The organism is Hoeflea sp. BAL378 (genome assembly GCF_000759435.1).
Classification (GTDB): domain Bacteria; phylum Pseudomonadota; class Alphaproteobacteria; order Rhizobiales; family Rhizobiaceae; genus Hoeflea.
Genome location: NZ_JRJG01000197.1, coordinates 22,640 through 38,777, shown reverse-complemented (window position 1 = coordinate 38,777; position 16,138 = coordinate 22,640). Strand labels below are relative to the sequence as shown.

At 66.4% G+C, this 16,138-nt stretch carries 16 protein-coding genes and 1 tRNA gene; 13 read left to right on the top strand and 4 right to left on the bottom strand.

The genetic code is table 11. From position 1 onward, the window contains the following. Nucleotides 1-10 precede the first annotated feature (10 nt). Nucleotides 11-763, bottom strand: coding sequence for an NYN domain-containing protein (locus LL06_RS24935; protein WP_035533442.1), 753 nt, complete (start codon nt 761-763; stop codon nt 11-13). A 328-nt stretch (nt 764-1,091) separates the two neighbouring features. On the opposite strand from LL06_RS24935, the gene LL06_RS24930 reads away from it, so the two are divergent. Next, nucleotides 1,092-1,985 (top strand): DMT family transporter, encoded by an 894-nt coding sequence (locus LL06_RS24930; RefSeq protein WP_035533441.1) that lies wholly within the window; start codon nt 1,092-1,094, stop codon nt 1,983-1,985. Nucleotides 1,986-2,051: 66 nt separating this feature from the next. On the opposite strand, the gene LL06_RS24925 is transcribed toward LL06_RS24930, so the two are convergent. Beyond that, nucleotides 2,052-2,987 (bottom strand): LysR family transcriptional regulator, encoded by a 936-nt coding sequence (locus tag LL06_RS24925; protein ID WP_052161899.1) that lies wholly within the window; start codon nt 2,985-2,987, stop codon nt 2,052-2,054. A gap of 147 nt (nt 2,988-3,134) precedes the next feature. Here LL06_RS24925 and LL06_RS24920 point away from each other — a divergent pair, with 147 nt between their 5' ends. Together LL06_RS24920 and LL06_RS24915 are read left to right on the top strand one after the other, a co-directional pair. Next, the gene (locus tag LL06_RS24920) at nt 3,135-3,542 is read left to right on the top strand and encodes a cupin domain-containing protein (RefSeq protein ID WP_345775694.1); all 408 of its coding nucleotides are present in this window, start codon (nt 3,135-3,137) and stop codon (nt 3,540-3,542) included. A 62-nt stretch (nt 3,543-3,604) separates the two neighbouring features. Next, a complete protein-coding gene (locus tag LL06_RS24915) occupies nt 3,605-4,021 on the top strand; it encodes a hypothetical protein (protein WP_035533437.1) in 417 nt (138 codons plus the stop codon). Between the two features lie 108 nt (nt 4,022-4,129). Here LL06_RS24915 and LL06_RS24910 read toward each other — a convergent pair. Continuing rightward, nucleotides 4,130-4,219, bottom strand: a tRNA-Ser gene (locus LL06_RS24910). Between the two features lie 368 nt (nt 4,220-4,587). Between LL06_RS24910 and LL06_RS24905 the strand changes: the two genes are divergently transcribed. The 9 genes from LL06_RS24905 to LL06_RS24865 all read left to right on the top strand — a co-directional run bounded on the left by LL06_RS24905 (nt 4,588) and on the right by LL06_RS24865 (nt 13,074). Further along, the gene (locus LL06_RS24905; protein WP_035533454.1) at nt 4,588-4,983 is read left to right on the top strand and encodes a hypothetical protein; all 396 of its coding nucleotides are present in this window, start codon (nt 4,588-4,590) and stop codon (nt 4,981-4,983) included. 189 nt (nt 4,984-5,172) lie between these two features. Beyond that, nucleotides 5,173-6,192, top strand: coding sequence for a septal ring lytic transglycosylase RlpA family protein (locus LL06_RS24900; RefSeq protein WP_244447220.1), 1,020 nt, complete (start codon nt 5,173-5,175; stop codon nt 6,190-6,192). Between the two features lie 138 nt (nt 6,193-6,330). Then, nucleotides 6,331-7,488 carry a D-alanyl-D-alanine carboxypeptidase family protein gene (locus LL06_RS24895; protein WP_081964186.1) on the top strand — a complete coding sequence of 386 codons (1,158 nt, stop codon included), beginning with the start codon at nt 6,331-6,333 and terminating at the stop codon, nt 7,486-7,488. 125 nt (nt 7,489-7,613) lie between these two features. After that, nucleotides 7,614-8,294, top strand: coding sequence for a dTMP kinase (gene tmk / locus LL06_RS24890; protein ID WP_035533435.1), 681 nt, complete (start codon nt 7,614-7,616; stop codon nt 8,292-8,294). Further along, nucleotides 8,291-9,310: a DNA polymerase III subunit delta' gene (locus LL06_RS24885; protein WP_035533433.1), complete on the top strand. Its 1,020-nt coding sequence runs from the start codon at nt 8,291-8,293 to the stop codon at nt 9,308-9,310. Before tmk ends, LL06_RS24885 begins: the two co-directional genes overlap by 4 nt. Before the next feature lie 97 nt (nt 9,311-9,407). Next, entirely contained in the window at nt 9,408-10,952 is a 1,545-nt protein-coding gene (gene metG, locus LL06_RS24880; protein ID WP_035533431.1) for a methionine--tRNA ligase, read from the top strand. A 3-nt stretch (nt 10,953-10,955) separates the two neighbouring features. Next, on the top strand, nt 10,956-11,738 hold the full coding sequence (locus LL06_RS27535) for a TatD family hydrolase (protein WP_035533429.1): 783 nt from the start codon (nt 10,956-10,958) through the stop codon (nt 11,736-11,738). Continuing rightward, nucleotides 11,735-12,559, top strand: coding sequence for an MBL fold metallo-hydrolase (locus tag LL06_RS24870; RefSeq protein ID WP_035533427.1), 825 nt, complete (start codon nt 11,735-11,737; stop codon nt 12,557-12,559). Before LL06_RS27535 ends, LL06_RS24870 begins: the two co-directional genes overlap by 4 nt. Beyond that, on the top strand, nt 12,556-13,074 hold the full coding sequence (locus tag LL06_RS24865) for a YbaK/EbsC family protein (RefSeq protein WP_035533425.1): 519 nt from the start codon (nt 12,556-12,558) through the stop codon (nt 13,072-13,074). Before LL06_RS24870 ends, LL06_RS24865 begins: the two co-directional genes overlap by 4 nt. A 108-nt stretch (nt 13,075-13,182) precedes the next feature. Here LL06_RS24865 and LL06_RS24860 read toward each other — a convergent pair whose 3' ends face one another. Further along, complete coding sequence (locus tag LL06_RS24860) at nt 13,183-14,274, bottom strand: CaiB/BaiF CoA-transferase family protein (protein ID WP_035533423.1); 1,092 nt, start codon at nt 14,272-14,274, stop codon at nt 13,183-13,185. A gap of 370 nt (nt 14,275-14,644) precedes the next feature. Between LL06_RS24860 and LL06_RS24855 the strand changes: the two genes are divergently transcribed. Further along, nucleotides 14,645-16,132, top strand: a complete 1,488-nt coding sequence (locus tag LL06_RS24855) for a carboxypeptidase M32 (protein WP_035533420.1) — start codon at nt 14,645-14,647, stop codon at nt 16,130-16,132. Nucleotides 16,133-16,138 lie beyond the last annotated feature (6 nt).

Here is a 16,138-nt window from a genome sequence, read left to right as displayed (position 1 = left end):
CCGGGAGCGGTTATTTCTGCTTGGACGCCGCTTTCGACGAGGCCGGCTTTTTGCGGATGCGCACGGCGCGGCCGTCGGAATGGTCGATCTCGAAGGCATTGGTCTTGCGGATCAGGTCGCTGAGCTTCCGGAAGCCGAAATTGCGCGGATCGAAATCGGACGACAGGTTGGCGAGCTGGGTTCCGACCGCGCCCAGCGGCGCCCAGCCGTCCTCCGTCTCCATCTGGTCGAGCACGCGCCTGATGATCGGCGTGGCCGCGCTGGGCGCCTGAAGCGGCTTGGCCTTGCCGTCTTCGGCCTCCGCATTGGCCGGCGCGTCGGGAAGCAGGTTCTCGGTGTAGGTGAAGCGCCGGCATGCCTGGCGGAAGCTCTCCGGGGTCTTCTGCTCGCCGAACCCGAACACGTCGACGCCCTGTTCGCGGATGCGGGCGGCGAGCCGGGTGAAGTCGCTGTCGGACGAGACCAGGCAGAAGCCGTCGAAGCGGCCGCTGTGCAACAGGTCCATCGCATCGATCACCAGGGTGATGTCGGAGGCGTTCTTGCCGGTCGTGTAGGCGAACTGCTGCTGCGGGATGATGGCATGACGCGCCAGGACATCGATCCAGGCCTTCGATCTCGAACTGGAGAAATCGCCATAGATGCGCCGTACGCTGGCTTCGCCGATCTTGGCGATCTCGTCGAACAGGCCGTCGACGATCCTGGCCGAGGCATTGTCGGCGTCGATGAGCACGGCGAGGCGGGGAGCGCGCGGTTCGTTGGCCATGGAGAAACCCTTCCGGACATCTGGGGTGGGACTCACCCTAGCACAGCTCCCGTCGCGCCGCGATGACCGGTGCGGCCTCCCGCCGGACCCCGGTCGCAGCGTCAGTCGTGCCGCTTGAGCGGGGCCGTGGCGCGGCTCTGTGTTTGTTTTGTCCCGGGGCCAGATCGACTTTTGCCCGCAAAGTTCTTATGCAGGGGTCGCTCTCCAGGCGAGGTCCCAAGCGGGGTTGCCCGAAAAGACCGGACTGCCGCCGGCCCCTCTTCAGGGCTGCCGGCTCGCTGGTGGCCACCGCATGACATGGTCCCGTTTCCGGCAGTCCGAGGATGTGATGCTGATCTACGAAGTCGCGGCCGTGGCTGCCGCCGCCTGCTGGGCGCTTACCGGCATCCTCGCGGCCGCCCCGGCCGGGCATCTCGGCGCGCTCGCGTTCAACCGGACGCGGCAGATCTTCGTGGCCTGCCTGCTCGGCGTCTATGTTGTTGCGTCGGGCACATGGCGGGAGCTGCAGCCCGAGGTGCTGTGGCCGCTGATGCTCTCGGGGTTCATCGGCATCTTCGTGGGCGACACCATGCTGTTCACCTGCCTCAACCGGCTCGGACCGAGGCGCGCGGGCATTCTGTTCGCGCTCAACGCGCCCATCGCCGCCGTGCTTGGATGGGTCGTGCTCGGCGAGCGTCTGTCGGGAATCGCCGTCATCGGTATCGCGTTCACGGTCGGCGGGGTTCTCTTGGCGATCCTCTTCGGACAGCGCAAGTCGCAGTCCCACCAGTGGGAGGCGGTGAAGGGGCCGCTTTGGCTCGGCATCCTCGTCGGCCTGCTGGCGGCCGTGAGCCAGGCCGTGGGCTCGCTGATCGCGCGACCGGTGATGGCGACCGGGATCGACCCCCTGGCAGCCTCGATGCTCCGGGTGACGGTCGCCGCCGTGGGCCTGACCGCGCTCACCCGGCTGCCGCTGGCGGCGGTCCGGCCAAAGGGGCCGTTGACGAGGACGGTGTTCCTCCAGACCGCCCTGACGGGCATCATTGCCCTGGCTTTCGGCATGACCCTGCTGCTCTTCGCGCTTTCCGGCGGGAAGGTCGGCATCGTCTCGACGCTGTCGGCGACGACGCCGGTGATCATCCTGCCCATGCTGTGGCTGAAGACGGCCCAGGCGCCCGCCCCGGGCGCCTGGGCGGGCGCCGCTTTGGTCGTGACCGGCATGGCGTTGATCTTCTTGAGGTAGACAGGATCTTCAGCGCCGGCTCCTGCCGGCGCCGCCGGACTACGATCAAGCTGCGCCGCTGCAGAACTAACTCTTTCCCCCGATCGGATCACTGCCGCCGAGGTCGACATCGCGCCGGAACTCCGCAGCCAGGAAGGACACGAATTTCTTCACCTTCTGCGCAATCAGCCGGTTGTCGGGATAGACCGCGTGCAATGGAACTTCGGTGACTTTCCAATCCTCCAGCACCGGTACAAGCCGACCCGACCGCAGATGAGGACCGACGATGAACGCAGGAAGGAGCGTGATTCCCATGCCCTGCACGGCCGCCATGCCCAGACTTTGCCCGTCGTTCACCTCGAAGCAGGGCGCAATGCGGACCTGACGGACCTCTTCACCCCTGTGCAAGCGCCAATGGCGCCCCCACCTCAGGCCCGCGAAATGCAGGCAACGGTGAGTTTCCAACTCTTCGGGAAGCTCCGGCGCACCATGGCGTGCGATGTAGTCGGGCGACGCGCAAAGGAAGATCGGCGACGCTCCGAGCTTGCGGGTGATCAGGCTCTCGTCGACCTCGATCCTTCCGCGAATGGCAAGATCGACCTTCTGCTCGATCAGGTTGATCGCCTCGTTTGCCAGGTGAAGCCGGATGTCGATCTCCGGGTTCTCGGCCAGAAACCGGGCGATCATCGGGGTCAGATGCGTGACGCCGAGATCTGGCGGCGCCGCGAGGTTGATCGTGCCGGCGGGGGCCTCCTGATGATGGATGGCGGCGCGTTCAGCGGTCGCCACGATCTCGTCGATGTCCGAGAGCCCTCCGAAGAAGGCCTGCCCGGCTTCCGTCAGAGTGAGATGGCGGGTCGACCGGTGCAGGAGCCGCACCCCGATCCGGCGCTCCAGTTGATCGACCTGTGCACTGACTGTCGGGCGCGACATCCCGAGGATCTCGGCGGCGCGGCTGAAGCTCAGGTGCCGGGCGACCGCAAGAAAGACCGCAATGCCGCTCAGCGGGTCACTCGTTTTCATCTGTCAAATGATCCGAACAGTGATGTCGGATGGCCTGAATTATCGCCACCAGGGTTCGATGATATCTCACGGCCATCAAATCACAAAGGAGATCAAGTCATGCAAACCTTCACAAATGCCGTCGTTTCCGAAGCTGGAGCAGGCCAGATGGCCTTCGGTTTCGGCCCTCACCTGATCCGAATGACCGCCGATGACACCGGCGGGACCTACGGTGTGCTCGAAGTCGACATGCCTGCGGGCGAAGGGCCTCCGCTCCATGTTCACGAGCGCGAGGAAGAGTTCTTCCGCGTTCTTTCGGGCCGCTTTCTCTTCGTATGTGGCGACACGTCGAGCGAACTCAGCGAAGGCGGCTGCATCCTGCTCCCGCGCGGCGTCCCGCACCGCTTCCAGAACGTCGGCAGCACCACCGGGCGTCTGATGGTGATCGTCACGCCGGGCGGCTTCGAAGGCTTCTTCGCCGCGGCTCAGGATGCCGCCATGTCGGATGTGGACGAGATCGCAGCCCGGTTCGGTCTGCGGTTCGTGCCCGCGATATCCGCCGCAAGGGCGGCCTGAGACATGCGCCCGGCCCCGACCCTGGGCCGGGCGTCCCATTCCCCACACACAGGAGACGCGACATGCGCGGTTTGTCCTACTGGTTCTTTCTCTCGGCCACCATCTACGTCACCGCCGGCATGTTCCTCGGGATCGGAATGGCGGCCTCCGGCGATCATACGCTCGCCTCTGCCCACGCCCACCTGAACCTGGTCGGATGGGTCTCGATGGGGCTCTATGCCCTGTTCTACCATGCGCGCGCAGACGTCGCGGAATGGCGCGCGGGGAAGGTTCACTTTGTCCTGGCGACGCTGGGCCTATGGACAATGGTGCCGGGCATCGCCCTTGCGGTCCGCGGCCGCGGCGAGGGCCTCGCCGTGGCAGGCTCCCTGGCGACGCTGGCGTCCATGCTGCTCTTCGTCGGGATCGTGATTTCAGCGGGACTATCCAGCCGAACCTTGTCCCTTGAACGGGCCACCGCCGTTCCGGACGCAGGCTGAACACCGCGTCATCGTCGAGCTGCGACAGGGCGCGAGCTGCCAGCGCCGCCCGACCCGGCAGAGCGTCAGTCCCACGCTGGCGGTTCGATCTGAGGTCCATTCGGATCGTGGCGGAGGGGGTGGGATTCGAACCCACGGTACGGTCTCCCGCACGCCGGTTTTCAAGACCGGTGCCTTAAACCGCTCGGCCACCCCTCCGGGTGATCGGGACATGTCATGGTCCGGTCCTCCGGTCCGGCGCGAGGCGCGGAGGAGGGGGTCCCGATGCGGCTGGCGCGCTTTTAGCGCCGCGGGCTGCGTGGCGTCAACTTGTTTCGCCCCGGCAGGCCCTGGCGCGGCGGGCCTCAGCCACCCGCTCCGCCTGCCGGCGGCCGCACCCTCGCGCAGGCCCTGGAGCCGGGCCGCGGAACTGTCGGACGCCGCGGCTCCCGGGGCGGCGTTTGGACCATTCCCGGGGCGGGGACGGCAGGGAGAACGGCGGCGCCGACGGAAAATCGGCCCCCGATGAAACCAAATGGCAGGTGAAAGCGTATCACCCAGGCATGATCGCCAACCGGAGACGCCCGATGTTTGCCAAGATCCCCTCCGCCGCCACCGCCGCCCTTTTGCTCGCCTTCGGCCTTCCCCTGCCGGCCAGCGCCGAACAGCTCACCGGCAGCGAGCTCAAGCAGTTCGTCAACGGCAAGCGCGTCTATCTCGCCACGCCCTTCGGCGGCGAGTTTCCCTTGAGCTACAAGCGCTCGGGCGCGGTCACCGGCGACGGCACGGCGCTGGGCCTGGGCAAGTTCCTGCAGCCCAAGGAGACCGGGCGCTGGTGGGTCGAGGGCGAGAACCTGTGCCAGCAATGGCCGACCTGGTATGACGGAAAGCCCAGTTGCTTCCGAATCAAGAAGACCGGCGAACGGTCGCTCGACTGGGTGCGCGACGACGGCCGCAGCGGCACGGCGCGGATCGAAGGCTGAGAATTCACTGTTTTTTCACCATAAAGTCGGGTTGGCGGCCCGATCGGGACAGGCTATCGCAATTTCGCCATGTTGCGGGCCGATTTAAACCCGCGATTAGGACATCGAACGCATAGATCGAAGGGGACGGCTTTGCAGGGGACATACTGCCAGGCCACATTGGCGACCGCCAGAGTATCGAGTAGCGGTGTGGGACACGGAACTATCAAGCAAACCGGGGCAGGGCTTCGCCTTGCGCTCAGGCTGTCGGCGGCGCTCGTCCTTGCGGCGGCTGTGACAGGCTGCGGATCCACGTCCGGCTCCAAATCGGACACCTCGCACATCAACACCAAGACCAAGTTTTCCGTCGCCGAATACGGCGTGGCGGCGAGCCCGCGGATCACCACCGCCAAGCGCCCGAAAAAGGGCGGCGGCCGCGACATGGTCGGCAAGCCCTACCGGGTCCGGGGCAAATGGTACACGCCCAAGGAAGACCCCAATTACGACAAGGCCGGGCTTGCTTCCTGGTATGGCCCCAATTTCCATGGCCGCCTGACCGCCAATGGCGAGATCTACGACCAGTTCCACCTCTCCGCCGCCCATCCGACCTTTCCGCTGCCGAGCTATGCCCGCGTCACCAACAAGAAGAACGGCAATTCGGTCGTCGTCCGCGTCAATGACCGCGGCCCCTACGCCCATGGCCGCATCATCGACGTCTCCAACCAGGCGGCAGCACTCCTGGACATGAAGAAGGAAGGCGTCGCCGCGGTTCGGGTCGAATATATCGGCCGTGCGCCGGTCGAGGGCGACGACACCAGTTTCCTGATGGCGAGCTACCGTCCCGGCGGCGGTGCCGAACCGGCCGGCGGAGTGATCGCCACCGGCGTCATGATGGCCATGAATACGGTCGACGAGGCCCTGCCGGGGGTGAGTCCCGCCCCGGCCGGCATGGCTCCGCCCGCCGCCGTCGCCACCGTGGCGTTCCAGCCGTCGGCCTCCGGCACGGCCAATGCCTTCGCGTCCGACGTTCCGCCCGGTTTCACGCTGCCCGAGATCGGCCCGGTGCTGCAGGACCGTCCGTCCTTCGGCGTTCCGATGGCGGCGCTCAAGGATGCCGGGACCGACCCGGACACAGGCCTCTACGACGTCGGACTGGCGTTCTGGGGCGGCAGGGTGATCAAGACCGAGCCCTTCGCGGCCGTTCTCGGGACGGGCGCCGAGCGCCGCTGACCGGCTGGCCCGGGCATCCGCGCCCCCGCCGCCGCTCCGGCAGGGCCGCCGGCGATCAGTTCTTGCACGGCATTGATCCTGCCCGGCTAGATTGCTAGGTTCGGCGCAGTCCGGTTTCCTCTTCAATGGATGACATCAATGGCCCGGTTGGTCCTCACCCGCCTGTTCTTCGCCTTTGCGCTCCTGGCGTGCGGCGCCGCCGGCGCCGCGCGGGCGCAGCTTTTCGAGACCCGGGCGCAGCAGGCCTACATGATCGACGCCGAGACCGGCACCGTGCTGTTCGCCAAGAACGAGAACGATCTGGTGCCGCCGGCGTCGCTGGCCAAGCTGATGACCATGGAGGTGGTGTTCAACGCCATCAGCACCGGCCGGCTCAGTCTCGACGACACGTTCCAGGTCTCCGAAAACGCCTGGCGCACTGGCGGCGCCGCGTCGCGGACCTCGACCATGTTCGCCGAGCTCAATTCCTCCATCCGGCTCGAGGACCTGATCCAGGGCGTGGTGGTGCAATCGGCCAATGACGGCTGCATCATCATCGCCGAGGGCATGGCCGGGTCGGAGGAGAATTTTGCCCGGCTGATGACCGAGCGCGCCCGCGAGATCGGCCTGACCCAGTCCGTGTTCGGCAATTCCAACGGCTTGCCGCATCCCGATTCCAAGGGGACGATGAAGGACCTGGTGATACTCGCCCGCCACATCCAGACCACCTATCCGGAGTTCTACCGCTACTATTCGCAGAAGGATTTCACCTGGAACAAGATCCTGCAGCGCAACCGCAATCCGCTGCTGGGGCTCGATATCGGCGTCGACGGCATGAAGACCGGCTTCACCGAGGAATCGGGCTACGGCATCGTCGCCTCCATCAAGCGCGACGGGCGGCGGCTGTTCCTGGCGATGAGCGGACTGGCGAGCGAGGCCGAGCGCGCCGAGGAATCGCGCAAGATGCTCGAATGGGGCATCCGCGCCTTCGAGACCAAGACCCTGTTCGCCAAGGACGAGACGATCGGCGACCTCAGCGTCTATGGCGGCGCGACGAGTGCCATCGTCAAGGCCCGCGGCGCCGTCGACATTCTCGTGCCGATCACCAATCCGGACCGGCTCACGGCGCGAATCACCTACCGCTGGCCGCTGCGCGCGCCGCTCGAGGCCGGAACCCAGGTCGGCGTCCTCAAGGTCTTCATCGGCGAGACGCTGTCGCAGGAAACGCCGCTCTATGTTGTCGACAGCGTCGACAAGGGGCCTTTGTACAGCCAGGCGCTCGATGCATTCATCGAACTTGCGCAATTCTGGCTATAACTTGCCGGGCAAGCGTTCAATTGTCATCTGAAATGTTCTAGTTAGGTGGACACCGGATCATCCGGGGCAACGGACCAACAGGCTTCCGGGCGCGGATAGCGGCCGAGGAGGCCGGGAAACACGGCGTGACGAAAAGCACAGGGCGCTTCATAACATTCGAGGGCGGGGAGGGGGTCGGCAAATCGACCCAGATCCACCGGCTGGCCGGCGTCCTGCGCCGCCGCGGATTTGATGTGCTGGTCACCCGCGAGCCCGGCGGGTCGGTCGGCGCCGAGGCGGTGCGGCATGTGCTGCTGTCGGGCGCCGCGGAGGAATTCGGCGTGCGCATGGAGGCGGTCCTGTTCGCCGCCGCGCGCAGCGACCACGTGGAAGAGGTCATCCGTCCCGCGGTTCAGGAAGGCGCGATCGTGCTGTGCGACCGGTTCATGGATTCAAGCCGCGTCTACCAGGGCGTGACCGGCAATCTCGAGCCGCAATTCGTCCGCAATCTCGAGCGCATCGCCGTCAACGGCATGGTTCCGGACCTCACGCTGGTGCTCGACCTGCCGGCCGAAGCCGGCCTGCGCCGCGCCAAGGCGCGCGAAGGCAAGCATGCCGCGCCCGACCGGTTCGAGAAGGAAGAACTCGCCACCCACGAGAAGCGCCGCCAGGCCTTCATCGACCTGACCCGGACCGAGCCCGATCGCTGCCTGCTGATCGATGCCAGCCAGTCTCAGGACGCCGTGGCGCTGGCGGTCCTGGCCGCGGTGGAGCCGTTGCTGGAGGGCCAGGCGGCCGGCCGCTCGGCGCAGGACGGAAAGGCATGAATGGCGAGCAGCCGGGCTTGCTGGAAGGCGCGATCCCGCCCGAAACCAACACCGCGCTCTTTGGCCATGACGCCGCCCAGGAATTCCTCGCCACCGCCTACCGCTCCGGGCGCATGCACCATGCGATCCTGATCGAGGGCGCCGAGGGAATCGGCAAGGCGACGCTCGCCTTCCGCTTCGCCCATCACGTGCTCACCCATCCCGATCCGCTGAGCGCGCCCGAACGTATCGCCGATCCCGATCCCAATGATACGGTGAGCCGGCAGATGGCCAGCGGCGCCTCGCACAATGTGCTGCACCTGTCGCGGCCGGTGGACGAGAAGACCGGCAAGGCCAAGTCGGTCATCACCGTCGACGAGGTGCGCCGCGCCGGCAAGTTCTTCAACCAGACCTCTGGCACCGGCAACTGGCGCATCGCCATCATCGACCCGGCCGACGATCTGAACCGCAATGCCGCCAACGCCATCCTCAAGATCCTCGAGGAGCCGCCGAAGCGTTCGCTGTTCCTGGTGCTGTCGCACACACCGGGCCGGCTTCTGCCCACCATCCGCTCGCGCTGCCTGTCGTTGAGGCTCGAGCCGCTGTCGCCCGAGGATCTCGACCTGGCGCTCGCCCATCTCGGCGCCGCCTCCGGCCGCTCCGATTCCATCGTCGCGCTGTCCGAAGGCAGTGTCGCGCGCGCCCTGCTTCTCAGGAACTATGGCGGCGTCGACATCGCCGAGGCCTTTGTCGACATCATCGAGCGCGGCAGGCTCGGCAACCGCGAGCCGATCTATGCGCTCGCGGAAACGCTCGCCGCCCGCGACCGCGACGTGGCCTACCAGTTCTTCACCGAATTCGCCGTCGACCGGGTCCAGGCCATGGCCCGGGACGCGGGCGCTTCGGGCGATCTTGCCCAGGCCGACCGGCTGGCCCGGCTGTCCGTCGCGCTCAGGGATCATTTCGCCACCGCCGCGGCCTATAATCTCGACCGCAAGCAGACGGTGCTGCACGCCTTTTCCCTGTTTTTTGGCTAGAGGAAGGCATGGCATCGCGCGGCTTTATCGCTTATGACGGCTGCGGACAGGGATCAGATTGGCGGTCCTGACCTCGATACTGCAGTTGAAGGCTATCATGAGCACCGAGCGCTATTACATCACCACACCGATCTTCTATCCCAACGGGGTGCCGCATATCGGCCACGCCTACACGGCGATCGCCACCGATGTGATGGCCCGGTTCCAGCGGCTGGACGGCAAGGACGTGTTCTTCCTTTCCGGCACCGACGAGCACGGCCAGAAGATGCAGCAGACCGCCGAGCAGGAGGGGATCACGCCCATACAGCTCGCCGACAAGAATTCGGCCGTCTTTCGCGACATGCTGGCGCGGCTCGACTGCTCCAACGACGATTTCATCCGCACGACCGAAGAGCGCCACAAGCGCTCCGTGCAGGAATTGTGGCGGCGGATGGAGGCCAATGGCGACATCTATCTCGGCAATTACGGCGGCTGGTATTCGGTCCGCCAGGAGGCCTATTTCGACGAGGCCGAGACGACGCTCGGCGAAGACGGCATCCGCCGCGAGCCGCTCGGCTCGCCGGTCGAATGGGTGGAGGAGGAAAGCTACTATTTCCGCCTCTCGGCCTATGGCGACAAGCTTCTGGAGCTCTATGAAACCAATCCGGATTTCGTGGCGCCCACCGAGCGACGCAACGAGGTGGCGAGCTTCGTCAAGTCCGGTCTCAGGGACCTGTCGATTTCGCGCACCACCTTCGACTGGGGCGTTCCGGTGCCCGGAAACGACAAGCATGTGATGTATGTCTGGGTCGACGCGCTCACCAACTACATCACCGCAGCGGGCTTTCCCGACGAGACGGCGGCGAAATGGAACTACTGGCCCGCCATCCACATGATCGGCAAGGACATCGTCCGCTTCCACGCCGTCTACTGGCCGGCCTTCCTGATGTCGGCGGGCCTTGCGCTCCCGGCCAAGGTGTTTGCCCACGGCTTCCTGCTGGTCAAGGGCGAGAAAATGTCCAAATCGATCGGCAACGTGGTCGATCCCTTCGCGCTGATCGACGCCTACGGGCTCGATCAGGTGCGCTATTTCTTCATGCGCGAAGTGCCGTTCGGGCAGGATGGCAGCTACAGCCCGGAGACCATCGCCACACGGATCAATTCGGATCTCGCCAACGGCATCGGCAATCTCGCCAGCCGCTCGCTGTCGATGATCAACAAGAACTGCGACGGCAAGATGCCGGCTCCCGGCCCGCTGAGCGATGAGGACAGGGCGCTGTTGGCCACCGTGGACGCCGTGATCGACACCGCGCGCGCCGACATGGCGAATTTCCAGATCCATAAGGCGCTGGCCGCGATCATCGACGTCGTCGCCGACGGCGACCGCTATTTCGCCGGCCAGGAGCCCTGGTCGCTGAAGAGGACCGACCCGGCGCGCATGGAAACCGTGCTCTACGTGACGGCGGAAACCGTGCGCCAGATCGCCATTCTGCTGCTGCCGTTCATGCCGCAATCGGCGGGCAAGCTGCTCAACCTGATGGCCGTTCCCGCGGACCGCCGGGACTTCAAGGCGCTGGGCGAGGGCGGGCGGCTCGCCGCAGGCACGCCGATCGACAAGCCCGAGCCGGTGTTCCCGCGTTACGTGGCGCCCGAGGAAGCCTGACGCATGCTGATCGACACCCATTGCCATCTGGATTTCCCCGATTTCGACGCGGAACGCGACGAACTGGTGGCGCGCGCCCATGCGGCGGGCGTCAGGCAGATGGTGACGATCTCGACCCGGGTGCGCAATCTCGACAGGCTTCTGGCCCTGACGGAACGTTATCCGAGCGTGTTCTGCTCGGTCGGCACCCATCCCAACAATGCCGGCGACGAACTCGACGTGACGGCGGACGAACTGGTGGCGCTTGCCGAAGCCAATGCCAAGGTGGTGGCGATCGGCGAGGCCGGGCTCGACTATTTCTACGACACGCAGAAGCCCGAGGACCAGCAGACCGGATTCCGCCGCCATATTGACGCCGCACGGCGGACCGGGCTGCCGCTGGTCATTCACAGCCGCAGCGCCGACGCGGACATGGCCGCGATCCTCACCGAGGAAACGGGGAAGGGGGCCTTCCCCTTCATCCTGCACTGCTTTTCCGCGGGCCAGGCGCTCGCCGATACCGGCGTGGCGCTCGGCGGCTATGTCTCGTTTTCGGGCATCCTGACCTTCCCCAAATCGACCGAGTTGCGCGACATCGCCGCGACCGTGCCGATGGACCGGCTGCTGGTGGAGACCGACGCGCCCTATCTGGCGCCCAAGCGCTGGCGCGGCAAGCGCAACGAGCCGTCCTATGTGGTCAACACCGCGGAAGTCCTGGCCGAGGTCAAGGGCGTCTCCTATGAGGAGATGGCCCGCATCACGACCGAGAACGCCTTCCGCTGCTTCTCCAAGATGCCGGCGCTGTGACCGAGCCGGTTCGCCGCCAGTTCACCATCCTGGGCTGCGCCTCGTCGCCGGGCGTTCCGCGCGTCAATGGCGACTGGGGCGCCTGCGATCCGGCCAACCCGAAGAACCGGCGCAGCCGCGCCGCCTTGCTGATCCGGCAGATCGGCGCCGACGGCGGCGAGACCGTGATCGCCGTCGACACCGGCCCGGATTTCCGCGAGCAGATGATCGCCAACCGCGTCAGCAGGATCGACGCGGTGCTCTACACCCATTCCCACGCCGACCATGTCCACGGCATCGACGATCTGCGCGGCTTCGCCTTGTCGCAGCGCATGCGCATTCCGATCCATGCCGATCCCGAGACCATGGCGCGCATCCGCGCCGGCTTCGGCTATTGCCTGGAGACGCCCGCGGGCAGCGAATACCCGCCGATCACCCGGCCGATGCTGATCAACGGCTTCGACGAGCCGATCCGGGTAACCGGCGCCGGCGGAACCGTCGAGGTGCAGCCGCTCGAGCAGATCCACGGCTCGATCCGATCGCTCGGCTTCAGGATCGGCGGCGTGGCCTATTGCTGCGACGTGAGCGACTTTCCGCGCGCGACCATCGACCGGTTGCAGGATCTCGACGTGCTGATCATCGACTCGCTGCAGTACAAGCCGCACCCGAGCCATCTGTCGATCGACCAGGCGCTGTGGTGGATCGACAAGCTCAATCCCGGGCGCGCGATCCTGACCCATATGCATGTGCCGCTCGATTACGACACCGTGCTTGCGGAGACGCCGGATCGGGTCGAGCCTGGCTATGACGGATTGACCTTTGACGTGGAGCTGACATCATGAGCGAGAGTGTGACCGAAATGACGCCGGACCTCATTCCGGCCGGGTCCAGCATGGCGCGGGTGAAGGATGCCGCGGCCGGGGCGGGCCTCGACATCCGCATCCTCAAGATGGCGCAATCGACCCGCACCGCCGAGGAAGCGGCCGAAGCCGCGGGCTGCGACGTGAGCCAGATCGTCAAGTCGCTGGTGTTCGAGAACAGCGCCACCGGACAGCTCAACCTGATGCTGGTCTCCGGCGCGCACAATGCCGATATGGATTACATATCAGCCACCTACAATCTTTCCTTCACGCGCTGCGACGCGCGCCGGGTGCGCGACGAGACCGGCTTCGCCATCGGCGGCGTGGCGCCGATCGGCCATCTCAAGCCGATTGCCGTCTACATGGACCGGATGCTTCTGTCGCATGGCGAAGTCTGGGCCGCCGCCGGCCGCCCCGACAGCGTCTTCCGCGTCGACCCGCAGGCGCTGGCCAGTGCGATCCAGGCCGAGATCATCGACGTGCGGGCACAGGGCTGAGGCTGTCCTTCGTCAACCGCCGACCGGTGCGGGCCGCAAGTCAAGCCATCGACCGGGGTCCTGAATCCGGCCGCACAGGAGGCGCGGCATAGCAGACACCATCCAGCCTCATGCATCAGCCTCGAGCCACGCCAGGATCGCCTCCGTGTGCTCGCCGCGTGCGGGAAACGGCCGTGGAGAAGAGACCGGCTCGGTCGAAAACCGCGGCGCGGGCGCAGCCTGCAGCACGCCGTCGTCCATCCGCCAGACGCCGCGTGCGGCCATGTGCGGCTCGGCCGCGGACTGGAGCGGATCAAGGGCAGGGGCCACGCAGGCATCCGATCCGGCAAACAGCGTCTCCCAGTGGGCGCGCGGCTCGCGCGCGAAGATCCCCGCCATCAGCGCCGTCTGCCGCGGCCAGGCCTTCGCATCGAACTGCGCGGTGAAATTCTCGTCGTCGTCCAGCCCTAGGCGGGCGAGGAACTCGGCGTAGAATTTCGGCTCCAGGCATTGCACCGAGAGGAAGCCGCCGTCGGCACAGGCATAGCAGCGGCTCCAGGGCGGGCCGTCGAGCAGGCTTTTCCCGCGCGCCATCGAAAGCCCGCCGGTCTGCCTCAGCGCCATCAACAGGTTCATCATGTGCGCCGATCCGTCGACGATGGCCGCATCCACCACCGTGCCGCCGCGGCCCGCGCGCGCCGCCATCACGCCGGCGAGGATTCCCGCCACCAGGTAGAGCGCGCCGCCGCCGATGTCGCCCACCAACGTTGGCGGCGTGAACGGCGGCTCGCCCGGATTGCTGGCATACCAGGCGGCGCCCGACAGCGAGACGTAATTGAGGTCATGGCCGGCGGTGAGCGCGCGCGGGCCGCTCTGGCCCCAGCCGGTCATCCGTCCATAGACCAGGTCCGGGTTGATCTGTGCGAGATCGGCCGGCCCGAGACCGAGCCGCTCCATGACGCCCGGACGGAAACCCTCGACCAGCGCCTCGGACCGGCGCACGAGTTTCCGGAGCACTGCGATGTCATCGGGCGATTTCAGATCGAGTTCTATCGAGCGCTTGCCGCGGTCGATCACCGAGCGCTCCGGCATGCCCGGTGCCGGGCGGCCGTTCCTGCGGTGCACGACGATCACTTCGGCGCCGAGATCGGCCAGCATCATGCAGGCGAACGGCGCCGGGCCCAGCGCCTCGATCTCGACAATCCGCAATCCTTCGAGCATGTCATCCTCATCTCTCACGCGTCGGTGCGCCGCCGGCCGATCTCCGCGCAGCGCGTCCCGACGGACTAAATCACATTCCGCGCGGCAATACACTTGCCAGCGATCGATGGTCCGGCGCAATCTCGCGCTGCGCTAGCACAAAGGCCAGCAGAGCCATAATTCGCTTGAACTTCTCAGGGTTTGGGAAGATCCTTATGGTGCATGGAATTTTTATCCATCAGTTCCATAATCCATCTTATGCAATCTTTGGATTGACCATTCCTGACGGCGCCAGGACGCACGCGCGACCGCCGGCGCGGCTTCGCCCTTGCGGCCCCCGGCTGCTTGGCCTATCTCGGAACTGGTGCATCTTCCCCCGGAGTCTTCCCGCATGTCCTTCGCCAAGCTAGACGATCACTGCCGCGCGCTCGGCGCGCTCGATCACGCGCTGTCGATCCTCGGCACCGATGAGGCAACCAACATGGCGCCGGGCGGCGGCGAAGCCCGCGCCGAGGCGATGGCGACGCTGTCGGGCATGTATCACCGCCAGGCGACCGACCCCAGGGTGCGCGACTGGATCGAGGCCGCCAAGGCCGAGGCGCTGAGCGCCGAACAGGCGATCGCCGTCGGCGAGCTCGAGCGCAGCTACATCAACATGACCTGCCTGCCCTCCGATTTCGTCGAGCGCAAGATGCGCACCTCGATGCGCTCCGAGCAATTGTGGCGCGCCACGCGGCCCCAGGGCGACTGGACGACCTTCCTGCCGGCGCTCGAAGGCGTGGTCGCGCAGATGCGCGAGGAAGCGGCGATGCGCGCAGACGTGCTCGGGCTTGCGCCCTATGACGCGCTGATGGAGCAGTACGACCCGGGCAACCGCACCGCCACCATCACGCCGGTCTTCGCCGAGCTCAAGGCGTTCCTGGTCGATTTCGTGCCCAGGGCGCTCGACGTTCAGGAGCAGCGTCAGGCGCTGCGACCGCTCAGGCCCCTGTCGGGCGACTATCCGGTGGAGCGGCAGAAGGCGCTCGGGCTCGAGATGATGAAGGCGGTGGGCTTCGACATGAACCACGGCAGCCTGTCGGTGTCCGACCACCCGTTCTGCGGCGGCGTGCCCACCGACGTGCGCATGACCACGCGCTACCGCACCGACGAATTCCTGCCCGCGCTGATGGGCATCCTGCACGAGACCGGCCACGGGCTCTACGAGCAGAACCTGCCCAAGGACTGGGGCCACTGGCCCTCGGGCAAGGCGCGCGGCATGTCGCTGCACGAAAGCCAGAGCCTGTTCGTCGAAAAGCAGATCGGCCGCAACCCGGCCTTCTGGCGCTTCGCGCTGCCGCTGGTCGACGCCCATCTCAGGGAAAGCTGGACCATCGAGGACCTGCTGCCGCATGTGCACCAGGTCCGGCGCGGCAAGATCCGGGTCGACGCCGACGAGGTCACCTACCCGCTGCATGTCATCCTGCGTTACGAGCTGGAACAGGACCTGCTGTCCGGCCGGCTCGAGGTCAAGGAGCTTCCGGAAGCCTGGGACGCGCGCATGCAGGCGTCGCTCGGCATCTCCACGCTCGACGATCCGAAGAACGGCCCGATGCAGGATGTGCACTGGCCCTCGGGCGCCTTCGGCTATTTCCCGTCCTATACGCTGGGCGCGCTGATGGCGGCGCAGCAATGGGCGGCGATCCTGAAGGTCAACCCGGATGTCGACGCTGAGATCGCGGCCGGCGATTTCGGCGCGGTCAACGCCTGGCGGCGCGACAATATCTGGACGAAGGCCTCGACCGGATCGACGCCTGAGATCCTGAAGGATGCCACCGGCGAGGAGCTCAACCCGGCCTTCTTCATCGCCCATCTGGAAGCCCGCTACGGGCAGCCCTAGCCGCCG